The organism is Vibrio cholerae (assembly GCF_008369605.1).
Taxonomy (GTDB): Bacteria; Pseudomonadota; Gammaproteobacteria; order Enterobacterales; family Vibrionaceae; genus Vibrio; species Vibrio cholerae.
The window spans coordinates 115186-137664 of sequence record NZ_CP043556.1 but is presented as its reverse complement, the minus strand read 5'-3'; the positions used below and the strand labels follow the sequence as shown (position 1 = coordinate 137664).

Annotated in this window: 20 protein-coding genes; 8 read left to right on the top strand and 12 right to left on the bottom strand. The window is 47.9% G+C overall.

Features of this window, described 5'->3' with window-relative positions:
- Positions 1–3 precede the first annotated feature (3 nt).
- From secF to F0316_RS14770, 5 genes are all read left to right on the top strand, one after another.
- Positions 4–906 carry a protein translocase subunit SecF gene (secF, locus tag F0316_RS14790; protein ID WP_149560649.1) on the top strand — a complete coding sequence of 301 codons (903 nt, stop codon included), beginning with the start codon at positions 4–6 and terminating at the stop codon, positions 904–906.
- Positions 907–1576: 670 nt separating this feature from the next.
- Positions 1577–2317, top strand: coding sequence for an SDR family oxidoreductase (locus F0316_RS14785; RefSeq protein ID WP_001225698.1), 741 nt, complete (start codon positions 1577–1579; stop codon positions 2315–2317).
- Between the two features lie 12 nt (positions 2318–2329).
- A complete protein-coding gene (locus F0316_RS14780; RefSeq protein ID WP_084981593.1) occupies positions 2330–3535 on the top strand; it encodes an acetyl-CoA C-acetyltransferase in 1206 nt (401 codons plus the stop codon).
- Positions 3536–3564: 29 nt separating this feature from the next.
- Complete coding sequence (locus tag F0316_RS14775; protein ID WP_000287820.1) at positions 3565–3912, top strand: phasin family protein; 348 nt, start codon at positions 3565–3567, stop codon at positions 3910–3912.
- A gap of 57 nt (positions 3913–3969) precedes the next feature.
- Positions 3970–5745: a class I poly(R)-hydroxyalkanoic acid synthase gene (locus tag F0316_RS14770; RefSeq protein ID WP_000486233.1), complete on the top strand. Its 1776-nt coding sequence runs from the start codon at positions 3970–3972 to the stop codon at positions 5743–5745.
- 85 nt (positions 5746–5830) lie between these two features.
- Here F0316_RS14770 and fbpC read toward each other — a convergent pair whose 3' ends face one another.
- The 6 genes from fbpC to F0316_RS14740 form a co-directional block, all read right to left on the bottom strand.
- Complete coding sequence (gene fbpC, locus F0316_RS14765; RefSeq protein WP_001914785.1) at positions 5831–6886, bottom strand: ferric ABC transporter ATP-binding protein; 1056 nt, start codon at positions 6884–6886, stop codon at positions 5831–5833.
- Positions 6887–6897: 11 nt separating this feature from the next.
- On the bottom strand, positions 6898–8994 hold the full coding sequence (locus tag F0316_RS14760; protein ID WP_172626058.1) for an ABC transporter permease: 2097 nt from the start codon (positions 8992–8994) through the stop codon (positions 6898–6900).
- A 109-nt stretch (positions 8995–9103) separates the two neighbouring features.
- Positions 9104–10138, bottom strand: a complete 1035-nt coding sequence (locus tag F0316_RS14755; RefSeq protein WP_032473674.1) for an ABC transporter substrate-binding protein — start codon at positions 10136–10138, stop codon at positions 9104–9106.
- A 112-nt stretch (positions 10139–10250) separates the two neighbouring features.
- A complete protein-coding gene (gene uhpC, locus F0316_RS14750; RefSeq protein WP_148531667.1) occupies positions 10251–11561 on the bottom strand; it encodes an MFS transporter in 1311 nt (436 codons plus the stop codon).
- A gap of 67 nt (positions 11562–11628) precedes the next feature.
- Positions 11629–13212: a signal transduction histidine-protein kinase/phosphatase UhpB gene (gene uhpB, locus F0316_RS14745; RefSeq protein WP_033932044.1), complete on the bottom strand. Its 1584-nt coding sequence runs from the start codon at positions 13210–13212 to the stop codon at positions 11629–11631.
- Positions 13213–13214: 2 nt separating this feature from the next.
- Positions 13215–13841, bottom strand: a complete 627-nt coding sequence (locus F0316_RS14740; protein ID WP_033932045.1) for a response regulator transcription factor — start codon at positions 13839–13841, stop codon at positions 13215–13217.
- A 185-nt stretch (positions 13842–14026) separates the two neighbouring features.
- On the opposite strand from F0316_RS14740, the gene F0316_RS14735 reads away from it, so the two are divergent.
- The gene (locus tag F0316_RS14735) at positions 14027–15295 is read left to right on the top strand and encodes an HD-GYP domain-containing protein (protein ID WP_033932046.1); all 1269 of its coding nucleotides are present in this window, start codon (positions 14027–14029) and stop codon (positions 15293–15295) included.
- A 41-nt stretch (positions 15296–15336) separates the two neighbouring features.
- On the opposite strand, the gene F0316_RS14730 is transcribed toward F0316_RS14735, so the two are convergent.
- The 6 genes from F0316_RS14730 to napF form a co-directional block, all read right to left on the bottom strand.
- Entirely contained in the window at positions 15337–15465 is a 129-nt protein-coding gene (locus F0316_RS14730) for a TIGR02808 family protein (protein ID WP_149560647.1), read from the bottom strand.
- An 11-nt stretch (positions 15466–15476) separates the two neighbouring features.
- Positions 15477–16052: a NapC/NirT family cytochrome c gene (locus tag F0316_RS14725; protein WP_000670286.1), complete on the bottom strand. Its 576-nt coding sequence runs from the start codon at positions 16050–16052 to the stop codon at positions 15477–15479.
- A 17-nt stretch (positions 16053–16069) separates the two neighbouring features.
- Complete coding sequence (locus F0316_RS14720) at positions 16070–16525, bottom strand: nitrate reductase cytochrome c-type subunit (RefSeq protein ID WP_000744358.1); 456 nt, start codon at positions 16523–16525, stop codon at positions 16070–16072.
- Positions 16526–16591: 66 nt separating this feature from the next.
- Positions 16592–19081: a periplasmic nitrate reductase subunit alpha gene (gene napA, locus F0316_RS14715; protein WP_000784577.1), complete on the bottom strand. Its 2490-nt coding sequence runs from the start codon at positions 19079–19081 to the stop codon at positions 16592–16594.
- The gene (locus tag F0316_RS14710; protein ID WP_000019313.1) at positions 19078–19398 is read right to left on the bottom strand and encodes a chaperone NapD; all 321 of its coding nucleotides are present in this window, start codon (positions 19396–19398) and stop codon (positions 19078–19080) included. Before F0316_RS14710 ends, napA begins: the two co-directional genes overlap by 4 nt.
- 26 nt (positions 19399–19424) lie before the next feature.
- On the bottom strand, positions 19425–19919 hold the full coding sequence (gene napF, locus F0316_RS14705; protein ID WP_057555530.1) for a ferredoxin-type protein NapF: 495 nt from the start codon (positions 19917–19919) through the stop codon (positions 19425–19427).
- A 232-nt stretch (positions 19920–20151) separates the two neighbouring features.
- Between napF and narQ the strand changes: the two genes are divergently transcribed.
- Both narQ and F0316_RS14695 read left to right on the top strand, forming a co-directional pair.
- Positions 20152–21840 (top strand): nitrate/nitrite two-component system sensor histidine kinase NarQ, encoded by a 1689-nt coding sequence (gene narQ, locus F0316_RS14700; RefSeq protein WP_025984292.1) that lies wholly within the window; start codon positions 20152–20154, stop codon positions 21838–21840.
- Positions 21830–22456 (top strand): response regulator, encoded by a 627-nt coding sequence (locus tag F0316_RS14695; RefSeq protein ID WP_148500697.1) that lies wholly within the window; start codon positions 21830–21832, stop codon positions 22454–22456. The genes narQ and F0316_RS14695 overlap by 11 nt, the downstream gene beginning before the upstream one ends.
- Positions 22457–22479 lie beyond the last annotated feature (23 nt).

Genomic DNA, 22479 nt, shown 5'->3' with positions numbered 1-22479 from the left:
GCCATGGTTGACTATTTAAAATCTCGAATCCGTTCGATTCGCTACATCACTGGCATTATTTCGGTCTTGTTGATGGTGATCTCGCTAGGGGCTTTTGCAATCAAAGGCTTGAATATGGGCTTAGATTTCACCGGCGGGATGGTCACGGAAGCGATCATTAATCACTCGGTGACCAAGTCTCAGCTGATGGATCAATTACAGCCGGTACTGGGGGAGTCGGTTTCTGCCACGCCTTCGGGAGAAGAAGGGCGTTGGGTGATCCGTTATCCATTAGCTGCTGAAGATGCTACGCCTGTAGACATTGCGACAGAGCTGCATCACATCTCAGATCAAGTGCAAATTGTCAGTAACAGCATGGTGGGATCGCAAGTTGGGCAAGAGTTGATCGATCAAGGCGGACTCGCTTTGTTGATTTGTCTGCTCTCAATACTGGCTTACTTGAGCTTTCGTTTTGAATGGCGTTTAGCGAGCGGAGCCCTATTAGCCCTACTGCACGACGTGATCTTGGTACTGGGTTTCTTTGCGATAACGCAAATGGAATTCAACTTGACGGTATTTGCTGCAGTCTTAGCGGTGCTCGGCTATTCATTGAACGACTCGATCATTATTTCGGATCGTATCCGAGAATTACTGTTAGCGAAGCAGCAGACGCCAACCGCAGATATTAATGACCAAGCCATTATTGCGACCTTCTCACGTACAATGGTGACATCAGGTACCACTTTGATGACCATTTCGGCACTTTGGCTGATGGGCGGTGCCCCGTTACAAGGTTTCGCCATCGCCATGTTTATCGGCATAATTTCAGGGACTTGGTCATCGATTTCGATTGGTACTGTGTTACCTGAATGGTTAGGTTTGGAATCGAAGCACTATCTCCCTGTTGAGTTGGATGCAGCACCATAAATTGCTCATATAAAATAGAATAAAGCCAGTTTGTACTGGCTTTATTTGTATTTGAAGATATTAAATCTATTATTTTGCTAAATGTATCTATAGTTATATTTGTTAATTCAATATTTGTTGGTTTAATTGCTGATAATAATAACGCTATCCTGATATAAAATGATTAATGTCAGTCCTGTTAATAGTACGTCTGTAATCAGAGACTAAATCGCTACTGTTCGAATCTGTGTTATCTATCATTAACACATCGAAAATGTGTTACGTTTAATGTTTCTTATGTAACCATTTTTGATTTTAACTCGCTGATAAAATTGATTTATTTTTATTTCACTCTGAATTTTTGAGTTAAAACCTCTTATCTTTCAAGAACATTTATTTATTTAACATTTTATTATCATTTCATTTGAATAGCGATATTGATCAACTTTTATAAAAATACACAAAACTGAATTTGAAATGTCATAAACCTCGATTAGGTTTAAATAGGATAAGTAATTCGAATAACCTATCTAACTGATTATTTAATAAATAATTTGGTTATAGAACTACTTACGAATAAGCATTTTTTATTTCATGTTGAGCGTAATATACCTTCGCCAATTCAAACCACACTGAGTGTCAGAGTTGGAGAGGTATAAATCTAATATTGCTGTTGAGAATGGAGTCTTGAATGAGAAAAATCGCTTTGATCACAGGATCGAAAGGCGGGATTGGTTCTGCAATTTCAACCCAGTTGGTCAGTGAAGGTTATCGAGTTATTGCCACTTACTATACGGGCAATTACCAATGTGCGTTAGATTGGTTTAATGAAAAGCAATTTACCGAGGATCAAGTGCGCCTCTTAGAGCTAGACGTCACCAATACCGAAGAGTGTGCTGAGCGTTTAGCCAAACTGCTTGAAGAAGAAGGCACCATTGATGTGGTGGTCAACAACGCAGGTATCACGCGTGACAGTGTGTTCAAAAAAATGCCCCATCAAGCATGGAAAGAGGTCATAGATACTAACCTCAATAGCGTATTCAATGTCACCCAGCCTTTGTTTGCCGCTATGTGTGAAAAAGGGTTTGGTCGAATCATCAATATCTCCTCGGTTAATGGTCTAAAAGGTCAGTTTGGTCAAACTAACTATTCGGCTGCCAAAGCTGGGATGATTGGTTTTTCTAAAGCATTAGCTGCAGAAGGCGCACGCTACGGTGTGACGGTTAACGTGATTGCACCTGGCTATACGCTGACGCCAATGGTTGAGCAAATGCGCGCTGAAGTTTTGCAATCGATTGTGGATCAAGTACCCATGAAACGCTTGGCTAAGCCGGAAGAGATAGCCAATGCCGTCAGTTACTTAGCCAGCGACGCCGCCGCCTATATCACAGGGGAAACCTTGTCGGTGAACGGCGGCTTATACATGCGCTAAGTAGGAGGTAATATGGAAAAGATCTATATCGTGGGCGCAAAGCGCTCAGCTATCGGAGCCTTTGGTGGTTCACTTAAAGAGTGTTCGGCAGGTGCTTTGGCAGGGCAAGTCATCCAAGCCGCTCTTGAAGCCGCACAAGTCAAACCTGAAGCTGTGGATGAAGTGATTGTTGGTAACGTTGTGAGTGCCGGACAAGGCATGGGTGTTGGGCGTCAAGCGGCTTTAGCGGCTGGTGTTCCACAGTCGGTTCCAGCTTACAGCATCAACATGGTGTGTGGCAGTGGGATGAAATCGGTGATGGATGGGGTTGCGCACATCAAAGCGGGAGATGCTTCTGTCGTTGTGGCCGCTGGTGTTGAGGTCATGTCACAAATCCCATTTGTTACGCCTGCCAGCTTACGAGATGGGCAGAAAATGGGCGCGTTTGAAGTGAAAGATCTGCTCATCCATGACGGTCTGACCGATGTTTTCAATCAATATCACATGGGTGTGACGGCAGAAAATATCGCTAAACAGTACGACATCGCTCGTCAAACACAAGATGAGTTTGCGTTGGCCAGCCAAATGAAAGCGACAGCGGCCATTGAAGCCGGACATTTTAAGCGAGAAATTGTGCCTATTTCGGTCAAAAAACGCCGTGAAACCGTCGTGTTTGATACGGATGAATACCCCAAACCGACGACCACGTTGGCAGCATTGCAAGGTTTACGCGCCGCGTTCGATGCGCAAGGTACGGTTACCGCAGGTAATGCTTCTGGAATTAACGATGGTGCCAGTGCGGTGATTATCGCCCGTGAAAGTGCGGTAAAAAAACTAGGCTTAACCCCTATCGCAGAAATTATGAGTTATGCACAAACAGGGTTGGATCCGAAAGTCATGGGCTTAGGGCCTGTGAGTGCAGTCACTCAAGCATTAGCGAAAGCAGAATTATCTATCACTCAGGTTGATCTGTTTGAACTTAACGAAGCGTTTGCCGCTCAAGCATTAGGTGTCGTTTACGGTTTAGCTGAGCAACACGCGATTCAACCTGAGGCGATTTTAGAAAAAGCTAACGTCAATGGCGGTGCCATTGCGTTAGGGCATCCACTAGGGGCATCGGGTAACCGCATTCTGGTGACTTTAATTCATGAATTACAGCGTCGCCAAAAACACTATGGCGTTGCTTCACTCTGCGTCGGCGGTGGCATGGGCACCGCGATCGTGATTAAAACAGTTTAACTTTAGATTCATTCACTAGGAGATAACGTATGTACACGGAATTTTTTAAAACATTCAGCGATCAAACTGAGAAGAACTTCGAACCGTATATCAAGTTCAACAAGTTGGTGACCAAGAATGTTGAAGTGCTGACTGAGCTACAACTCAATGCCATCCGCACTTATAGCGAGTTAGGTCTGGCGCAGATGAAAGCTGCCAGTGAAATCAAGGATGTAACCTCTTTAACTGCATTTAACTCACAGCAGTTAGGCGTGCTGAATAAACTCTCTCAGCAAATGATGGATGACAGCAAAAAACTGCAAAACATCGCGAAAGAGTTTAAAGATGATGTAGAAAAACTTGCCTCTGAAAACCTTAAGACAGTGACCCCTGCGTAACACTGTATTTCGCGCCGCCTACGGGCGGCGCTTTTTTCTGTTTTAAGGAGTAAGTGTATGTTCCAACATGCCTTTACGGACTACCTTGTCCAATTACAACAAGTGAATCAGCGTTGGTGGAAAGAGGTCGAACAGAGCAAAGCCGCCGTGAATTCCCCACTCAATAAAGCGATGCAAGAAGTGAATCTGGAAGACTCGCTCAAGTTCTTTGAGCAAGCCGCCAATCAACCTGCAGCTCTGCTGAAAGTGCAAACCCAGTGGTGGGAGCAGCAACTCCAGATTTGGCAAAAAGTGGTGCTTGAGTCGAAAATTCAATCCATCATGGAAGCCGAAAAAGGGGATAAGCGTTTTAGCCATGAAGCGTGGCAGCAAGATCCTTTCTTCAACTTCATCAAACAATCCTATCTGCTGTTCAGTAAGACTTATCTTGACACGATCAATGCTATCGAAGGTCTTGATGAAAAAGCCAAAGAGCGGATTTTGTTCTTCTCGCGTCAGATGATCAATGCGCTTTCTCCGAGCAATTTTATTGCGACGAACCCAGAGTTGCTGCGTCTAACCTTAGAGAAAAACGGTGAAAACTTGATTGCGGGTCTTGAGCAACTGAAAGAGGATGTCGCGTCCAGTGCCGATATTCTCAAAATCCGCATGACCAACAATAATGCTTTCCGCCTTGGTGAAGATGTGGCCAACACGCCGGGGGAAGTGGTGTTCAAAAATGAGGTGTTTGAGCTTATTCAATACAAACCTCTGACTGAGCAAGTGGCCGTGACGCCACTGTTGATTGTTCCGCCTTTTATCAACAAATACTACATTCTCGATTTGCGTGAGAAAAACTCCATGGTGCGCTGGCTAGTCGAGCAAGGGCACTCTGTGTTTATGATCTCATGGCGCAATCCGGGTGCGGCGCAAGCCCAACTCAATTTTGAAGACTATGTGCTCGAAGGCGTTGTTAAAGCGGTGAATGCGATTGAATCGATCACCGGTCAAGAGCAGATCAACGCGGCAGGTTACTGCATTGGCGGAACAGTATTAGCGACAACCATCGCTTACTACGCGGCCAAACGCATGAAAAAACGCATCAAAACCGCGAGCTTTTTCACCACTTTGCTGGATTTCTCTCAACCGGGAGAAGTGGGAGCCTACATTAACGACACCATTATTCGAGCCATTGAGCTACAAAATAATGCCAAAGGCTATATGGATGGCCGCTCACTCAGCGTCACGTTCAGTTTGCTGCGTGAAAATAGCCTGTACTGGAATTACTACGTGGACAACTACCTAAAAGGGCAGAGTCCGGTTGATTTTGATCTTCTGTACTGGAATAGCGATAGCACTAACGTGGCAGGTGCTTGTCATAACTTCTTGTTACGAGAGCTCTATCTTGAGAACAAGTTGGTTCAGGATAAGGGCGTGAAAGTCGGTGGTGTCTGGATTGATTTAGATAAAATCAAAGTGCCGAGTTATTTCATTTCCACCAAGGAAGATCACATTGCTCTGTGGCAAGGCACATACCGCGGCGCATTGCGTACGGGGGGGAACAAAACCTTTGTACTGGGTGAATCTGGGCATATTGCGGGAATTGTTAACCATCCTGACAAACGTAAGTATGGTTACTGGGTTAACGACACCTTGGATGATTCGGCGGAAGATTGGCTGGAAACGGCTCAGCACCGAGAAGGGTCATGGTGGGTGCATTGGAATGAATGGTTAAACGGCTTTGCAGATGGCAGCAAAGTTGAACCTTATCCATTAGGCAATGCCGACTATCCGGTGTTGTACAGTGCACCGGGTGAGTATGTAAAACAGGTATTACCCATTCAAGACGCCTAAAAGTAACGCCACCTTAGGGTGGCGTTATTCTTACTGTACTTGAATTTAAATGTCGAGAGAGACGGCTTTACTCAAGGTGTTATCACTATTCTGCATAGGGCAGCAAAAATAGGCCGCGGGGGTTAAAGACTACATACGCGTGCTGAGTTAATGCGTGATTAAACTGCGCGGAATTGAGCTGTAACAGCAGTTCTTGATCGTGCCATTTTACGGTCACTTCATACATTGAACCCATATATGCAGATTTGAGGATTTGGCAGGCTTGGCTTTCGCTGCCTTGCGTATGTAAGGTGATCGCTTCTGGCCGGACACCAATTTGATATTCACCGGTAGGCTTATCCCGCGTCACTTCAAGATCGGCATCAATTGCATAGCCATTAATGTGGATCTGCTGCCCGTCAAAATGGCCTTGGAACATGTTGGCCTCACCCATAAAGTTTGCCATAAACATCGACTTAGGCGCTTTATACAACTCTTGTGGCGTGCCGATTTGCATGATGTCGCCCTGTTTCATCACGATAACGGTATCCGATACCGCAAAGGCTTCTGCCTGATCGTGCGTCACGTAGAGCGAGGTAATATCAAAACGCTGTTGCAGTTCGCGAATGGTTTCACGCATGCTGCGGCGCAAGTTGGCATCTAAGTTACTCAACGGTTCATCAAATAGCAGTACCTTAGGTTTGAGCACCAAAGCACGAGCAAGGGCAACACGTTGCTGCTGACCTCCGGAAATCTGGTCAACATAGCGTTCACCCATTCCTTCGAGATCAACAATTTTAAGTGCTTCATCAACTCGCTGACGCACTTCTTCACTCGGTAACTTGAGCATCTTTAAGCCATAAGCCACGTTTTCGTACAGAGACATGTGCGGGAACAGTGCGTAAGACTGAAACACCATACAGATATCGCGTTGTTGGATGGAGCGTTCGGTGACATCTTCACCATCGATGAAAATCTGCCCGCTGGTCGGTTTTTCTAAGCCAGCCACCAAACGTAAAACGGTAGTTTTACCGCAACCAGAAGGGCCAAGTAACGTAACCAAACTGCCTTTTTTGATCTCAAGATCCAAGTTGCCAATCACGGTATTGCTACCAAAGCGTTTACAGATGTTTTTGAGTACAACAAAGTTTTGTTTTTCCACGGTGATGTCTCCTAAGAATCTTGATTGGTGGCTTTGGAACGAGAAACGCGAGCTTCACCGACCAGTAAATCGAACAACAAAATGATGGCTAACATCACGACAATCAGCACGGAACCGTAGGCGATAGCGATGCCGTACTCACCATCTTCTACTCGGTTCAGAATGTAGGACGTTGCAACGCGGGTTTCCGGTGTAACCAGAAAGATGATCGCACTGACCGTGGTCATCGCCCGCACAAAACTGTACACCAGCGTAGAAAGAATCGCGGGGCGCAGCAGTGGCAAAATAATGTAGCGAATGGTTTGTAATGAGCTGGCACGTAAGCTCAGTGACGCTTCATCCAATGATTTATCGAGCTGCCCGAGCCCTGCAATACCAGAGCGGATCCCCACAGGCACGTTACGCATCACCATTGAGATCACCACAATTGCGGCGGTGCCAGTTAAATAAATCGGCGCATCGTTAAACGCCAAGATGTAGGAAACGCCTGCCACTGTACCGGGTACGGCAAAGCAGAGCATGGTGGAAAACTCGATCACTTTTTTGCCGTAGAACTGCTGTCTCACCACCACATAAGCAATCAATAAGCCGAACAGGGCAGTAATCGGAGCGGCCACTCCTGCATAAATCATGGTGGTGATCAGTGACGGCCAAGCGCCATCAGACATACCATTCCCAAACAGATTGAGGTAGTTTTTGAAGGTCAGGGTGTAATCGACGCCCCAGTTCACCGTAAAGCTGCCGAAGAAGATGCTGCCGTAGAGCAGAACGTTAAAGATCATCCACGTATACAAAGTCACAGTGACGCCCAATTTCAGTGAGGTGGGCATCTCTTGCACATCGCCACGGTAGGCTTTACCAGAAATGGTGACGTAGGAGCGCTGGCCGATCCACAGATACTGCACCACAAAAATCGCGAGTGAGAACAGCAGCAGAACCGAGCCGAGCGTGCTGGCAGAAGCGTAATCCAGTTGCGCACCTGCAATATAGAAATAGATTTGTGTTGCGAGCACATCAAAGCTGCCGCCCAGTACCAAGGGGTTACTGAAATCTGCCAATGATTGCACGAATATGATCAAAAATGAGTTGGCTAACGCGGGCTTAAGCAGTGGCATGATAATGCCAAAGAAGGTTTGATAACGGTTGGCTTTGAGCGTGTAGGAAGCTTCTTCCAACGAAGGATGCAGTGACTTGAGTGCGCCATCCAAAATCATGAAGGACATAGGCGCAAACGCCAGCACTTGCGCGAGCCAAATGCCCGTGAAGCCGTACAGCCAGTTGGTTTTCTGTAAACCAAACCCATCGACCATCAACTCAGTGATATAACCCGAGCGACCCAGCATTAGAGTCACGCCCAACCCGACAATAAAGGGCGGTGTCACGATCGGTAAAATGGAAAATACACGCGCGATAAAGGCGGAGCGTTTGGCAATACGTGTGGTGTAAATGGCAAAAATCAGTCCGAAGAAGGTGGCGCCAACGCCTACCGCAATACCGAGTACAATCGAGTTGTAAATGACGGTGAGGGTATGAGACTGGGACAGGATCGTCATGAACTGCCAAGCCGTCCAGTTGCCCATGTCATCTTTAAACATCGGCAGGAAAATGGCGATGCTCGGATAAACAATAAAAATCACAATCAGCAGAATGATGCTGATCAGTGAGCCAATGACAAACTGGTCGCCACCGAGGTATTCCAAGCGAGCAAAAGCCAGCGTCATAATAGCACCAAGGGCAGTGAACAGAATGATGCTGGAATAACCCAATCCTTTACCGCTTAGCCAAGCGCTGAGCAAAATGGCCAGCATACAGAAGCTAGAGTAGGCAATATCGAGATAGTGGCGGTTTGTGGACTGACGTCCCTGAGCTTGCCGAGGTCGAAAGGCGAGCAATAAAGGCAAACTAAACCAGAACCAAGAAATGTTTGGTTCACTCCAACCCATGGCGGCATAAAATTCATCTGGAGTGGATTCAAATAGCCCATAATCCAGAGCAAAGGATGGCAGAAGAATAAAGCTAAACAACACCGCAGCCAGCCAGTAAAAAACCGGATCGGTTTTGACTGGCTGGTGGAGTGTCAGTTTCAGCGCTTGAGAAGGCTCATGCATGGTCAAACCTTATTATTGAGTCGCACTTAACCTGCCCGTAAGCTGTGAGCAGGCTAAGTGTCATGAGAGAAATACCGCCACCGAGTGGCGGTGCGACTACGATTTCGGGTTAGTTACCCATTTTGATTTCGTTAACCCACTTGGTGATCAAACGCTTACGCTCATCAGAAGAGCCGTAGGTTTCCATATCGTAATTGATCAGTTTGAGTGTTTTCGGATCGAGCGCGTTCGGAGACTGTTCCGCTTGGGTGTTGGTCAAGATTTGGTAGGAATCACCTTGTTTCCATGCCACTTCTTGGCCTTCTTTTGAGAGTACCCAGTCAACAAATAGCTTGGCATTATCGAGGTTGCGCGCGCCTTTGATGATGCTCACGCCACCCAACTCATAACCTGTACCTTCACAAGGAGAAATGAGCTCCAGCGGTGCACCTTTGGCTTGCTCCAGCGAGTAGTCGTGCAGGAATCCAATACCAATCGCTACTTCACCACGCGCCGAGTTACGTGATGGCGTTACCCCAGATTTGGTGTATTGAGAGACGTTTTTGTCGAGCTTTTTGAAATACTCAAATGCGGTGGGTTCATCCCAGAGCTGGATGAAGGTTGCGAGTGCGGTATAAGCAGTGCCAGAGCTTTGTGGGTCGGAGATTTGAATTTCGCCTTTATATTCTGGTTTGGTCAAATCCGCCCAGCAACGCGGGATCGGAATGCCTTTTTGTGCCAAACGTTCGGTGTTCACACCAAAGCCCAAAATGCCCATGTATACCGCAGAAGAGTAGTTACCTTTGCGTTTGGCAGGATCACGGAAACCTTCCATGATGTTGGCCAGTTCTGGGGATTGGTAAGCTTGGAGTAAGTCCATTTCACCCGCTTGTGATTGTGGGTCAAGCGTGCCGCCGTACCAAACATCCGCGCGTGGGTTGTTTTTCTCTGCATCAATTTTTGCGAGTGTACTGCCTGAACCGTTGCGTACAAAGGAAGTGTTCACATTGTATTTTGCAGCGAACGCTTTGGTACCTGCTTCACACATCGCATTGGTTGCACTGCAGTAAACCACCAAACGGCCTTCCGCATGAACCAGCGGCGCAGTCATCATTGAACCAAGAACACTGAGTGCCAGCAGCGTGCGTTTTGCATTAACAATCATTGGGTTTTCCCTCTTGTTGATGCTCCCTTGTGTCCTTGTCAGGTCGGTACTGCGTCAGGTCATAAAGTGGAGCACAGTTACGTTATTGGTTGGTAAAGATTGGTTATGTTTATCACTCATCTTCCGTCACCGGTTGCTGAGCTTTTATAAAGGGCAGCAGTTGTAAACTGATCACAGCTGCTGCCGCAGTAATGAGGCAGAAGAAGCCTTCCCAGCCCCATGCTTCAATAGCCAGTGACATGGGGTAGCTGGCTAACGCTGCACCGAGATAGCTAAATAGCCCAACAAATCCGGTCGCGGTGCCTGCCAAATCTTTCCTTGCGCATTCTGCGGCGGCCATACCAATCATCATTTGCGGGCCGAAGACAAAAAATCCGATACAGAAGAAGCAGCCAGCCAAAAACCATAAATGATCGATAGGGGTTAGCCATAAGGCCGCAACGGAGGCAAAAATGCCTAACGCAAAAATCAAGTTCATCGGGGCGCGGTTGCCGCGAAAGTAATAGTCGGAACCCCAGCCACCAAGCAATGAGCCCAAAAATCCGCCCACTTCAAACATGGCTACTGCGCTATTGGCACTGAGAATGTTGTACGCGTGCCGCTCAACCAGATAGAGCGATCCCCAGTCGTTAATGCCAATTCTGACCACGTACACCAGCAAGTAAGATCCACACAACAGCCAAATGTAGCGATTAGTCAGTACATAGCGATAAACCGCAACGCGGAAGGCGAGACCTTGGCCTTCTTTTTCGTGCTCGAGTTCGAGAGCATCACCGCGCCATTCACCGACCGAAGGCAACCCCATTTCGCTTGGCTTCTCTTGGATGCGATAACAGAGCCCAAGCCCAACGAAAATCGCAACTCCGCCGGCAAACAAGAATCCGTAACGCCAGCCAAAGGTTAAGCTGATAAAACCAATCACGATGGGGATCAATGCGCCACTTAAGTTGTGGCAAGTATTCCAAATTGACCACCAAAAGCCCCGTTCGCTACGTGAATACCAGTGGGTGAGCACCTTGGCACACGCAGGCCAGCCCCAGCCTTGAAAAAAAGCGTTCGCCGTCCATAACAAGGTAAAAGCCAGCAAGGACGAGCTAAAACCAAAAGCGATGTTGATGATGCCGGTAGCCATTAATCCCAACCCCATGAAATAGCGCGAGCGGGAGCGGTCGATCATCAAACCAGAAACAAATTTAGACACCCCGTAAGTGAGGTAGAACAGCGTACCGAGAAAACCCAAATCGGAATAATCGAGTCCTAACTCACTGAGCATTTGCGGCATCGCAAAGTTGAAGCTTTTACGAGTGAGATAGAACACGCCATAACCGACATACATGGAAATCATTAAATGAATGCGCCAGTGGCGATAAGCCTGATCGATTTCCATTGCCTGAATGGGTTGCACCATAGGTACAATCTTCATATTGCTTGTCCTTATTGAGTTTCATCCTAATCAAGCGAGGTGGGAAAAACATGGGAAGGAGTTGTATTCATCTAGGAATATTTCCTAGTTTTTCGCTGGTTATTGAGCGTTTTGTGGGTAAGTTAACAATTATTCGCGTGCCAGTTTGGAAAGTGGATGAAGTCATCTTTAATTGACCGCCGAGTGCGGATACACGCTCACTCAATCCTTTTAAGCCTTGCCCACGCACCCGCCAGTCGGTAGGCAAACCAATGCCATCGTCTTTGACTTCCAAAACCATTTCACTTCCCGGAAATAGGCTGATGTGTACGCGGGTGGCTTTGGCATGTTTGCAAATGTTGTTCAGCAACTCCTGCACAATCCGATACAGAGTGACTCGCGTGGTATCGTCCAGCTTTTGCGGATTGACCCCCATATTGAGGCGAACTGTCATACCTTGTTCGGCAAACCGCATTTCTTGCACTAGCTGACGAATGGCATGTTCTAACCCGAGTTCATCCAAAATATGCGGGCGCAACTGCTTTAAAAGTTGTCGAGTGGATTGATGAATACGCATGGCGAGCGACTGCACGCTAGAAGCCGCTTGTTTGGCTTGATCATTACTGGCTAAACGTTCAGCGAGCATGGATTGAATTTGAATCGCGGTAATGTTTTGGCCAATCTCATCGTGCAGTTCGCGGGCAACGGATTTGCGAATTTGCTCTTCCACAGAAACGAGCTGGCGCGCCAGATCTTGTTTCTCACGCAGCTCTTTGGCTAAGCGGGTGTTCATTTTTTGCAGCAATAAAGCGAGCTGATGCTGGCGGCTAATGGCGATACCCAATCCAAGCCCGACAAAAGCTTGGCTCGACATAAAAATCAGCAGCTCTTGATCCGAAGAAAAGGAGCCACTGAACTGGCGTGCCGTCGCTAGCAGAATGCAGTTTAAACTGCTCGCCAATACACCGCCTTGCCAGCCATAACGATAGGCAAGAAAAATCGTCGGGAGCAAGATGATCAATAGGGCAAACGGCTTCATCTGCTCAAGTAAGGTCAGCTCCGCCAGCAGTCCTAAGCTGAAAAACAGTAAGCTCCACATCAACATTTTCGGTTTAAGTTTCACATCGTGGTGAATCAGTTGTGGAGAAAGCGGATGCCATGTTTGGTGACGGAGATAGTCGGCCACCAGATACAAAAATGGGGTCAGCACAATGCCTCCCGTGAGCGAAGCGATACTCACGGCAATTAACGTCTCCGCCCCCATGTGTAGCGGTTTCGCCAACAAGGTAAAAGTGAGACCTACTAAAATAGTGTGCAGCAGCACCAGTGCCACAATCAGCAGTAACTTTTGCCAATACAAATGTAATTTCGGCCAGTGTTGGCGGGCAATGGCTGCGGCTAGCCAAACCACCCAAGGCATCAGCAGCATCAACGGGCTGGATTGGTCTGGAAGCAACACCAAGATCGCGCCAGCCAAAAGCATGTCACTCAGTAACCAAACCCAAGCATAGGTTGGGCGAGCTAACAAATAGACCGCCAAGCGTAAGCCTGTGGGGAAAAGCAGATAGGCTTGGAGCGGATTGTGGCTCAAATATTGGCTGACATTCCACAGACTAAATTGGCTAATACTGTAGAGCACAAAAGCAAAAATCAGTGGAAACAGCTTGGCCATGCTTAACCTTCCACGAGCAGGTGGTGCTGCAAAGCAAAGCGGATCACATCCACGTTATTGGTTAGATTTAATTTGCTCAAAATGTTGGCTCGGTGAACGTGAACGGTTTTATGGCTGAGAAACAGCGTTTGCGCGATCTCTTTCACCTCTTTGCCTTGTACCAATAAATCAAACACTTCAACTTCACGCTTGGTAAGGTCGGCAAGCACATTATTGATATCGGGATTACTCAAATTGACCAAGGCATCGGCGCACAAATAGCGTCTGCCAGAGGCAACGGTACGAATCGCACTCACTAGCTCGCTTGGGCCACAACGTTTTGAAAGATAACCTTGCGCTCCTGCATCCAAGGCTTTTTTCACAAATGAAGCCGAGTCATAAATACTGAGGATGATCGCTTTGAAACGCGGGTTATGTTGGCGCAGGCGCTCAAGCAGACTCAGTCCATTTTCATCCGGCATTGAAATATCGATGATAGCGACATCGACTTCCGCTTGGGTGAGGGCATGAAAGGCCGCTTTTGCGCTTTCGTACTCTCCTTGCACCCTAATATCTTGCTCAAGATTAAGTAGTTGAGTGAAGCCCGAACGAACAATCGTGTGGTCATCCACCAGCGCGATGGTAATCATGATGTTTATCACCTAGCAAAATCAAGTTCACAAAAGTGTAATATTTTTATTGTGCGATGGCTGCGACTTGTCGCACGAAGCATCACTGACAGGCAGAGTTGGTCATTTCGTTGGGCAAGATTGGGGTGGTCTACTACATTCTTATTATGGGATGAGCAATGAGATGGTCAGAAATAGGCTGCACTATGAAATCGGTAAATATCGAATGGAACGTCAATCTAAGGCAGGCATTTTTTTGTATCGCAAGAGCGCTCGACTCGGTCGGTGTGGATGATATCAATCACGGGCATCGTGTCGGTTATATGGCCTATTCTTGTGCTCAAGCCATGGAGTGGAGCGAAGAGGAGTGTCAACTGGTGTTTGCGCTGGGTTTGATCCATGACTGTGGCGTGGCTCAGAAGCGTGATTTCTATCGTTTACTCGAAAATATGCAACCCGACAATACCCAGCAGCATTGCGTGCGAGGTAATGAGTTGCTGTCGAATTGTCCACCGCTTGCGCCGTTTGCGGATGCGATTTTGTACCACCATACGCCTTGGGATGAGCTGAAAAATATTGCTATTTCGGATCGAAACAAACGGTTCGCGGCGTTGATTTTTTTAGCGGATAGAGTGGATTACCTTAAAGAGCTCTATCCAAGAGATGAGTATGGCAATGTGACTCAGGAAGCTCGTAATCAAGTCTGTTTAGAAATTGGTCGATTGAGCGGAAGCTTGTTCGAGCGTGACTTGGTACGCACCATGCAACATTTGCTGAGTAAAGAGTTCATCTGGTTTTCAATGGAGCATCACCATATTGAAGCGATGGGTCACAATTTGCCATCCACCCCATTTTTTGAGCAGAAGTTGGGGGTGGAAGAGATCATGTCTATCGCGATGTTAATGGCAAACGTGGTGGATGCGAAAAGTCAGTTCACTTTTCAGCATTCGCAAAAAGTAGCAGAGATCTGTCAGCACTTAGCGAAAGAGCTAGGGTTAAACGTGGAGATGCAAAAAGCCCTTTACCTGACAGGATTGGTTCACGATATCGGCAAGCTGCACACCCCAGAAGAGATCTTACATAAACCCGGTAAACTCAACGAGAGCGAGTATCTTTGTATTCAACGCCATTCGACTGATTCTCGCTATACCTTGCAAATGGTGTTTGGCCAATCTGTGGTGTGTGAGTGGGCAGGAAACCACCATGAGCGTTTAGATGGTTCGGGTTACCCAAGAGGACTCCAAGGGTCGGAGATTGATCTGCCTTCACGGATCATTGCGATTGCGGATGTGTTTCAGGCGCTCACCCAAGCAAGGCCATATCGCGGCAGCATGTCGCTCAACGAGGTAATGAATATTATGCGTCACGAAGTGAGTTGTGGTCGGTTAGATAGCCAAGTGTTTGATGTGATTGTGCGCAATAGCCAGCAATACTATCAGCTCTCGATAGCGGAAAGCCCAACCGAATGGGCATAAAAAATCCGGTGCGAATAGCACCGGATTTTCTCTCTGCATTCCTATTTGTCTTTGGTCATGGCGAGTAAGCCAATTGAGACGACGGCAACCCCAAGGAAACCGGCCAGAATGATGAATGGCATGGCGCTGTAACCGAGCACGTGCCAAAAAATCGATTCAAGAGTACTCATAGTGGCTCTCCTTATTGCCAGCCTTCAACACCATGCATGTCGGGTAGATTGTGTGCGATGCCTTTATGGCAATCCACACAGGTTTTTTCACCAGAGGCGAGTGCGGTCGAGTGTTGCTTCGCTGCTCGGCTACTCTGCTCAGAGAAATCCATGTAGTTGAACTGGTGACAGTTTCGACATTCCAACGAATCGTTCTTTTTCAAGCGTGCCCATTCGCGTTCAGCTAAGTGTGCGCGGCGTGCTTGGAACTTCTCTGGCGTATCAATCGTGCCGATAAAGTGTGCCACCAATTCCTTGGACGCTTGCACTTTACGCACAATTTTATCCGTCCATTCATGGGGGACATGGCAGTCAGAACAGATGGCGCGAACCCCAGAACGGTTTGAATAGTGAATCGTCTCTTGGATTTCGGCCACAATCGGCGCGTGACAGCCCGAGCAAAACTCTTCGCTGTTGGTCGCTTCCATTCCTGTATTGAAGGCGCCCCAAAATAATAGGCCGCCGACAAAACCCATCAGCAAAACCACACCCACGGCGGCTTTACTTGGGCTCGATAGACGAAGCCAAAACGCTTTTAGAAATTTCATAAATGGCCTCTTTTCGGTTAACGAAGTGAATCAACACGTTCGAAATCGTTTTCAACCAGCGGTTTTGCATCCGCCTGAGGGACGTGACACTGCAAACAGAAGTAGCGGCGTGGAGAGACGTCCGACAGTACCGCATCTTCGCGGTTCACAAAGTGAGTGACACTGATCTTGGTGGCGCCCATTTCTTTGGCGTTTTTCCAACTGTGGCACGCAAGGCACTTGTTGGCGTTCAACGACACTTCATAGTTGCGAATGTTGTGCGGGATGAGTGGTGGTTGATACACAAAATCACTCTCTAGCGCTTGTTCGCGTGGGTATTTTTTCATTGGGTCTGCAGCGCGAGTTGCTTCAATTTCTGTTGCTCCGCGCAGTGATTCTAGACCTCCGATACCGCCTGGATTGTTCAGCTCAGCATGAGCAATGCCAGCCAGTACGGTAAACACTGAAAGTAAGGCAATGAGTTGTTTTTTCATCGTAAATTCTCCGCCTTGCGGCTTAATACTTGGTCTGGGCTGACGGGCAGCCCAGTGCAATCAGGGTTACGCGACTTTGGTGATCTTAACCGGACACTTCTTGAAGTCAGTCTGCTTCGAGAGTGGGTCGGTCGCATCGAGGATCAACTTGTTGACCAAAATGCGGGCATCAAAGAAAGGCACGAACACCAAGCCTTTTGGCGGCTTATTACGACCGCGAGTTTCTACGCGCACTCGAACTTCACCACGCGAGTTGGAGATCAGCACTTCATCGCCACGGCGTAAACCGCGCGCTTGCGCATCTTCATGGTGCATAAAGCACAGCGCATCCGGTACCGCTTTATACAGCTCAGGAACACGACGGGTCATAGTGCCTGTGTGCCAGTGCTCAAGAACACGGCCAGTACAGAGCCATAAATCGTACTCTTCATTCGGCATTTCTGGCGGCGCTTCATAAGGCGAGGAGATGATCCACGCTTTGCCATCCGGTTTGCCGTAGAAATCCCAACCTGAACCGGCTTTGGCATAAGGGTCAGAGCCTTCTTTAAAGCGCCATTTAGTTTCTTTGCCATCGACAACCGGCCAACGCAGGCCGCGTACTTGGTGGTAAACATCGTAAGGCGCTAAATCGTGACCATGGCCGCGGCCAAACTCGGCATACTCTTCAAACAGACCTTTTTGGATATAGAAACCAAAGTGGTGTGCATCATCGTTGAGTTCACGTGCTTCGCTCAGTGGGAACTTGTCCACCTGACCGTTTTTGAACAGCACGTCATACAGGGTTTTGCCACGGTATTGCGGTGCTTTTGCCAGCAGTTCTTCCGGCCACACTTCTTCGACTTTGAAGCGTTTTGAAAACTCAATCACCTGCCATGAGTCGGAGTGAGATTCACCGACAGTCTTCACTTGTTGATACCACACTTGAGTACGACGCTCGGCGTTACCATAAGCACCTTCTTTTTCTACCCACATGGCGGTTGGCAAAACAAGGTCAGCGGCTTGCGCCGTTACGGTTGGGTAAGCATCCGATACCACAATGAAGTTTTCAGGGTTGCGGTAGCCCGGTAAACGCTCTTCATTGATGTTTGGACCAGCTTGCATGTTGTTATTACATTGCACCCAGTAACAGTTCAGTACGCCATCTTTGAGCATGCGGTCTTGCTGCACTGCATGGAAGCCCGGTTTCTCAGGAATCGTGCCTTCAGGCAATTTCCACACTTTTTCGGCAATCGCACGGTGTTTAGGGTTAGCGACCACCATGTCGGCTGGCAGACGGTGTGCAAAGGTACCCACTTCACGCGCCGTACCACAGGCTGATGGTTGACCGGTCAGTGAGAATGGGCTGTTGCCTGGGGTGGCGATTTTGCCAGTAAGCAAGTGCAGGTTGTACACCAAGCTTTGCATCCAGACACCGCGAGTATGTTGGTTCATCCCCATGGTCCAGAGTGACATCACTTTGGTGTTTGGATCGGCATACTGCTTCGCCAGTGTGATCAGCTTATCCGGTGATACTCCGGAAATTTCAGACGCTTTTTCAACCGTGTAAGGCGCAACCGATTTTTTGTACTCTTCAAACGAAATATCGCTGACATCACCGGAGTTGGCGTTTTTCGCCTTTTTCTGTAGAGGGTGATCGTCACGCAGACCGTAACCGATGTCCGTGACCGCTTGTTTGAAATGGGTGTGCTTGTTGACAAAGTCCCAGTTCACCGCATCGTTTTGAATGATGTAGTTGGCGATGAAGTTGGCAATCGCTAAGTCAGACTGTGGGTGGAAAATGTAGCCATGATCCGCCAACTCAAAGGAACGGTGGTAGTAAGTGGAGAGCACATTCACTTTGACATGAGGATGGCTTAGGCGACGGTCAGTAATGCGCGTCCAGAGCACTGGGTGCATTTCTGCCATGTTGGAACCCCAAAGTACAAACGCATCGGCGTGTTCAAAGTCGTCATAACAGCCCATAGGTTCATCAATACCAAAGGTACGCATAAAGCCCACTACCGCAGAAGCCATACAGTGACGTGCGTTGGGGTCAATGTTGTTAGAACGAAAGCCCGCTTTCATCAGCTTCACCGCCGCGTAACCTTCCATCACTGTCCACTGGCCAGAACCGAACATACCCACGCTGGTTGGGCCTTTGGTTTTAAGCGAAGCTTTCCATTTTTCAGCCATCACATCAAATGCGGTATCCCAAGAGACTGGGGTGAATTCACCGTCTTTGTGGTATTGACCATCTTTCATGCGCAGCAGCGGCGTTTTTAAGCGATCTTGACCGTACATGATTTTGGAGAGGAAGTAGCCCTTAATGCAGTTAAGGCCTTTGTTTACTGGAGCTTCAGGATCACCTTGTGTGGCGACAACGCGACCATCTTGGGTTCCGACCAGCACAGAACAGCCTGTACCACAAAAACGGCAAGGTGCTTTGTCCCAATGAATTGCGGTTTGATCGGAGCTAGCGATCAAGTTGGTGGCAGATGCGGGGAGGGTGATCCCTGCAACCGCCGCAGCTGAGGCGGCTGCGTTTGCTTTCACAAACGCACGTCTGGTCATTTTCATACATTACCCTCGAGTTCAGAAAAGGTATTTCCAGTGTGTAATTGTTCTTCTTCCGTTACCGTCTCTACCTGATGAAACACCAGAAAAGCGTTGAGCACATTGGGAAGATTATTAATATGTTCTATGGTTTCGGTGATGAAGCCTTGACGATCGGTTTCAATCACAACGACGAGTTTGCCTTGCGGATCCTCGCCGTAAATTTCCACATCACGCAGCTCGCTCACCTGCTGTTTCACTGTGAGCAAATGCTCTGGCAAGGTGTGAACCACCAAGCTGGAAATGTGTACTTCGTGCAGTGAAGCTGAGGGGTGTGACATCTTGCTCTCCAATTTATCCACGCCGTTTAAGCGATGTGTTGGGTGTAGTGAACCGTCATTGCGTTACTGGGACAAACCGAAACGCAAGCTCCGCAACCGGAGCACTGTTCGCTGTTGACCTGCGGGCTTGCGGTGCGGCCGATTTGCAAAGCAAAATGAATCGCCTCTTCTGGGCAGGCATCTTGGCAAGAGCGGCACTCCACTTGCTGTTGAGCCAAACAGTGATGGGTAATGTGCACCTTTGCTTGCCATGGCGCTTCGCTTTGCGCCACGAAGAGGGGTTCCGGACAGCTCTGTGCGCACTGGTAACAAAACGTGCACTCATCCATCGAAAAATTCACCGTAGGAAAGCCGCCATCACCTTTTTCGATAATGTGAGTCTCACACGCAGTAACGCACTTGCCGCAGCGAGTACACTCATCGGTAAACGCGTCTGGACGTGCTAACCAAGGCAGCCGAACTTGGCTTTGGTTGGGCTGACGATTCGGAGTGAACCAACGTCGTTTACTTAAGTCGACCATGTTTTTCTCCACACCTGTTCACAACCTGCCATATTCCCATACACAAATTGTAGTTTTTGACATATTTGTATAAATACCTCTTAGGAGGTAATTGGGGTGGTGGATTGTTTTGGATCAATAAATTAACCTGCCCGTTTCGGATAGTGTGTAGCCCTAAAGAGGTGGAAGCTTGGTTATCAATCAGAGAGAGACGGCATTGTTCACTCCAGTACGACATTCATTAACCCGTACTATGGCGAAAGCCATGTTATTGATTTTGTTTCTCTCGGCATTGACGACTGGGGTTGCCATTGTCACTTTGGCGTCTTCTTTGAATGATGCAGAAGCGGTAAACGTCTCCGGCTCTATGCGTATGCAGAGTTATCGTTTGGCGTATGACATCCAAACCCAATCCCATGACTACAAGGCGCATATTTTTCTGTTTGAAAACTCACTGTACTCGCCCTCCATGCTCGCTTTGCTCGACTGGACGGTACCCAGTGACATTCAACAAGATTACTACCAGCTGATTGAGCGCTGGCATGAGCTCAAAAAAGTGCTTAATAGTGACCAAAAAGCGCAATATCTTGACCAAGTTGCGCCTTTTGTCAGCTTAGTGGATGGCTTTGTACTCAAGTTACAGCGCTTTTCTGAGCGTAAATTGATTGCGTTAGCTGCAGTGGGCAGTTTTGGTTTAGGCGGGATTTTTGCGGTATCCCTCTTTGTGGTGTATTACATCCGGGAGCAGGTCGTGCGGCCGCTCAATGCCATGGTTGATGCCAGCGAAAAGATCAAAAATCGAAATTTTGATGTCATGCTGGAGGAGACCAGCAGCACTGAAATGGGGATCCTCAGCCGAACGTTTAACAGTATGGCGGGCGATCTTGGCAAACTTTATCGCGGGCTGGAGCACGCAGTGAATGAGAAAACCAACAAGCTGCAAATGGCCAATCAATCGCTGCAGATCTTGTATCACTCTTCGCAAGAGTTGACGGCTTCACGGATCACGGCGAGTAACTTCCAAACCATTTTGCACCATTGGGTCGCGTTGGACGGGATTTGTGCTCTTCGATTAGAAATTGAAGAGGAAGCTGGCAAGCCATTGATTTTGCAAGAAGGAAAGCCAAGCGGTGCTGCGATGTTGCAAACACCACTCACCTTAGATGGTCATCATCTTGGCTTTTTGTATTGGGAAGCGGGTTCGCCTGAGCCAGATCGGGCTTTGATTGATAACTTTGCGCTGATATTGTCACGCGCGATTTACTACAATCAAGCGCAGCGCCAAGCAGAGCAACTGCTGTTAATGGAAGAGCGAGCCACCATAGCGCGAGAACTGCATGATTCGCTTGCTCAATCGCTCTCTTATTTAAAGATCCAGTTGACCTTGCTGAAACGTTCCGTCACGCCGTTAAAGTCGGATGGCGATTTAAGTAAGACGGAAAACATCATTCGCGAAATCGATAAAGGTCTGTCGGATGCTTATACTCAGTTGCGCGAACTGCTCACCACCTTCCGGCTGACCTTAACCGAAGGCAGTTTTGGTCAATCTCTACTGGGTATGCTGACTCAGCTTTCGGGGCAAACCGATGCGAAAATTGAACTCAATAATGCGCTTTCCTCAATTGCGCTGGATGCTCATCAGCAAGTGCATTTGGTGCAGTTGATTCGTGAAGCAACGATTAACGCGATAAAGCACGCCAAAGCCACTAAAATTAAGGTCAACTGCCAAGAACAGCAGGGACGAGTCCAAGTTACGATCGAAGATGATGGGGTTGGCTTCGATCTGCAAGATCACAAGCTCAATCACTATGGTATGAGCATAATGCAAGAACGCGCCGCCCGTTTACGTGGCGAATTAAAGGTTGAATCCGCTCCGGGTAAAGGTTGCAAAGTGGTGCTGACTTACCAACAAAGCGAGGAGAAAAATAAGAATGAGTTGTAGAGTCCTTTTAGTGGATGATCACCCGCTGATGCGCCGTGGTATCAATCAACTATTGAGTTTTGAAGAAGAATTTGAGGTGGTTGCCGAAGCGGGGAATGGGGCTGAAGCGATTGCTCTGGCGCATGATCTACAACCGGACTTGATTCTGCTCGATCTCAATATGAAAGGGATGTCGGGATTGGATACGCTGACTGCGCTGCGCACCGATGAGTGTGACGCTTATGTGGTGATCCTCACGGTTTCAGACAGCGCTGCAGATATTGAAGCATTAGTCAAATCGGGGGCTGATGGCTATCTGCTCAAAGATACTGAGCCAGATCAACTGGTGGCGCTGCTTAAACAAGCCATGCAAGGCGAAAAAGCCTTTAGTGAGTCGGTCGAACGCTACCTTTTAAATCGCGAGCATACGAGTAATCCTTTTGAAGCACTGACGGAACGTGAAATGCAAATTATGTCAGAAGTGGCAAAGGGTTATCGCAATCGACAAATCGCCGACCGCCTGTTTATTTCTGAATCTACCGTCAAAGTGCACATGAAAAGCTTACTGAAAAAGCTCGATGTGCCGTCACGCACCGCCGCCACGATTCTTTATCTAGAGCGGTATGCTAATGCTTAGCCTCAACAACAAGAGCTGACTTT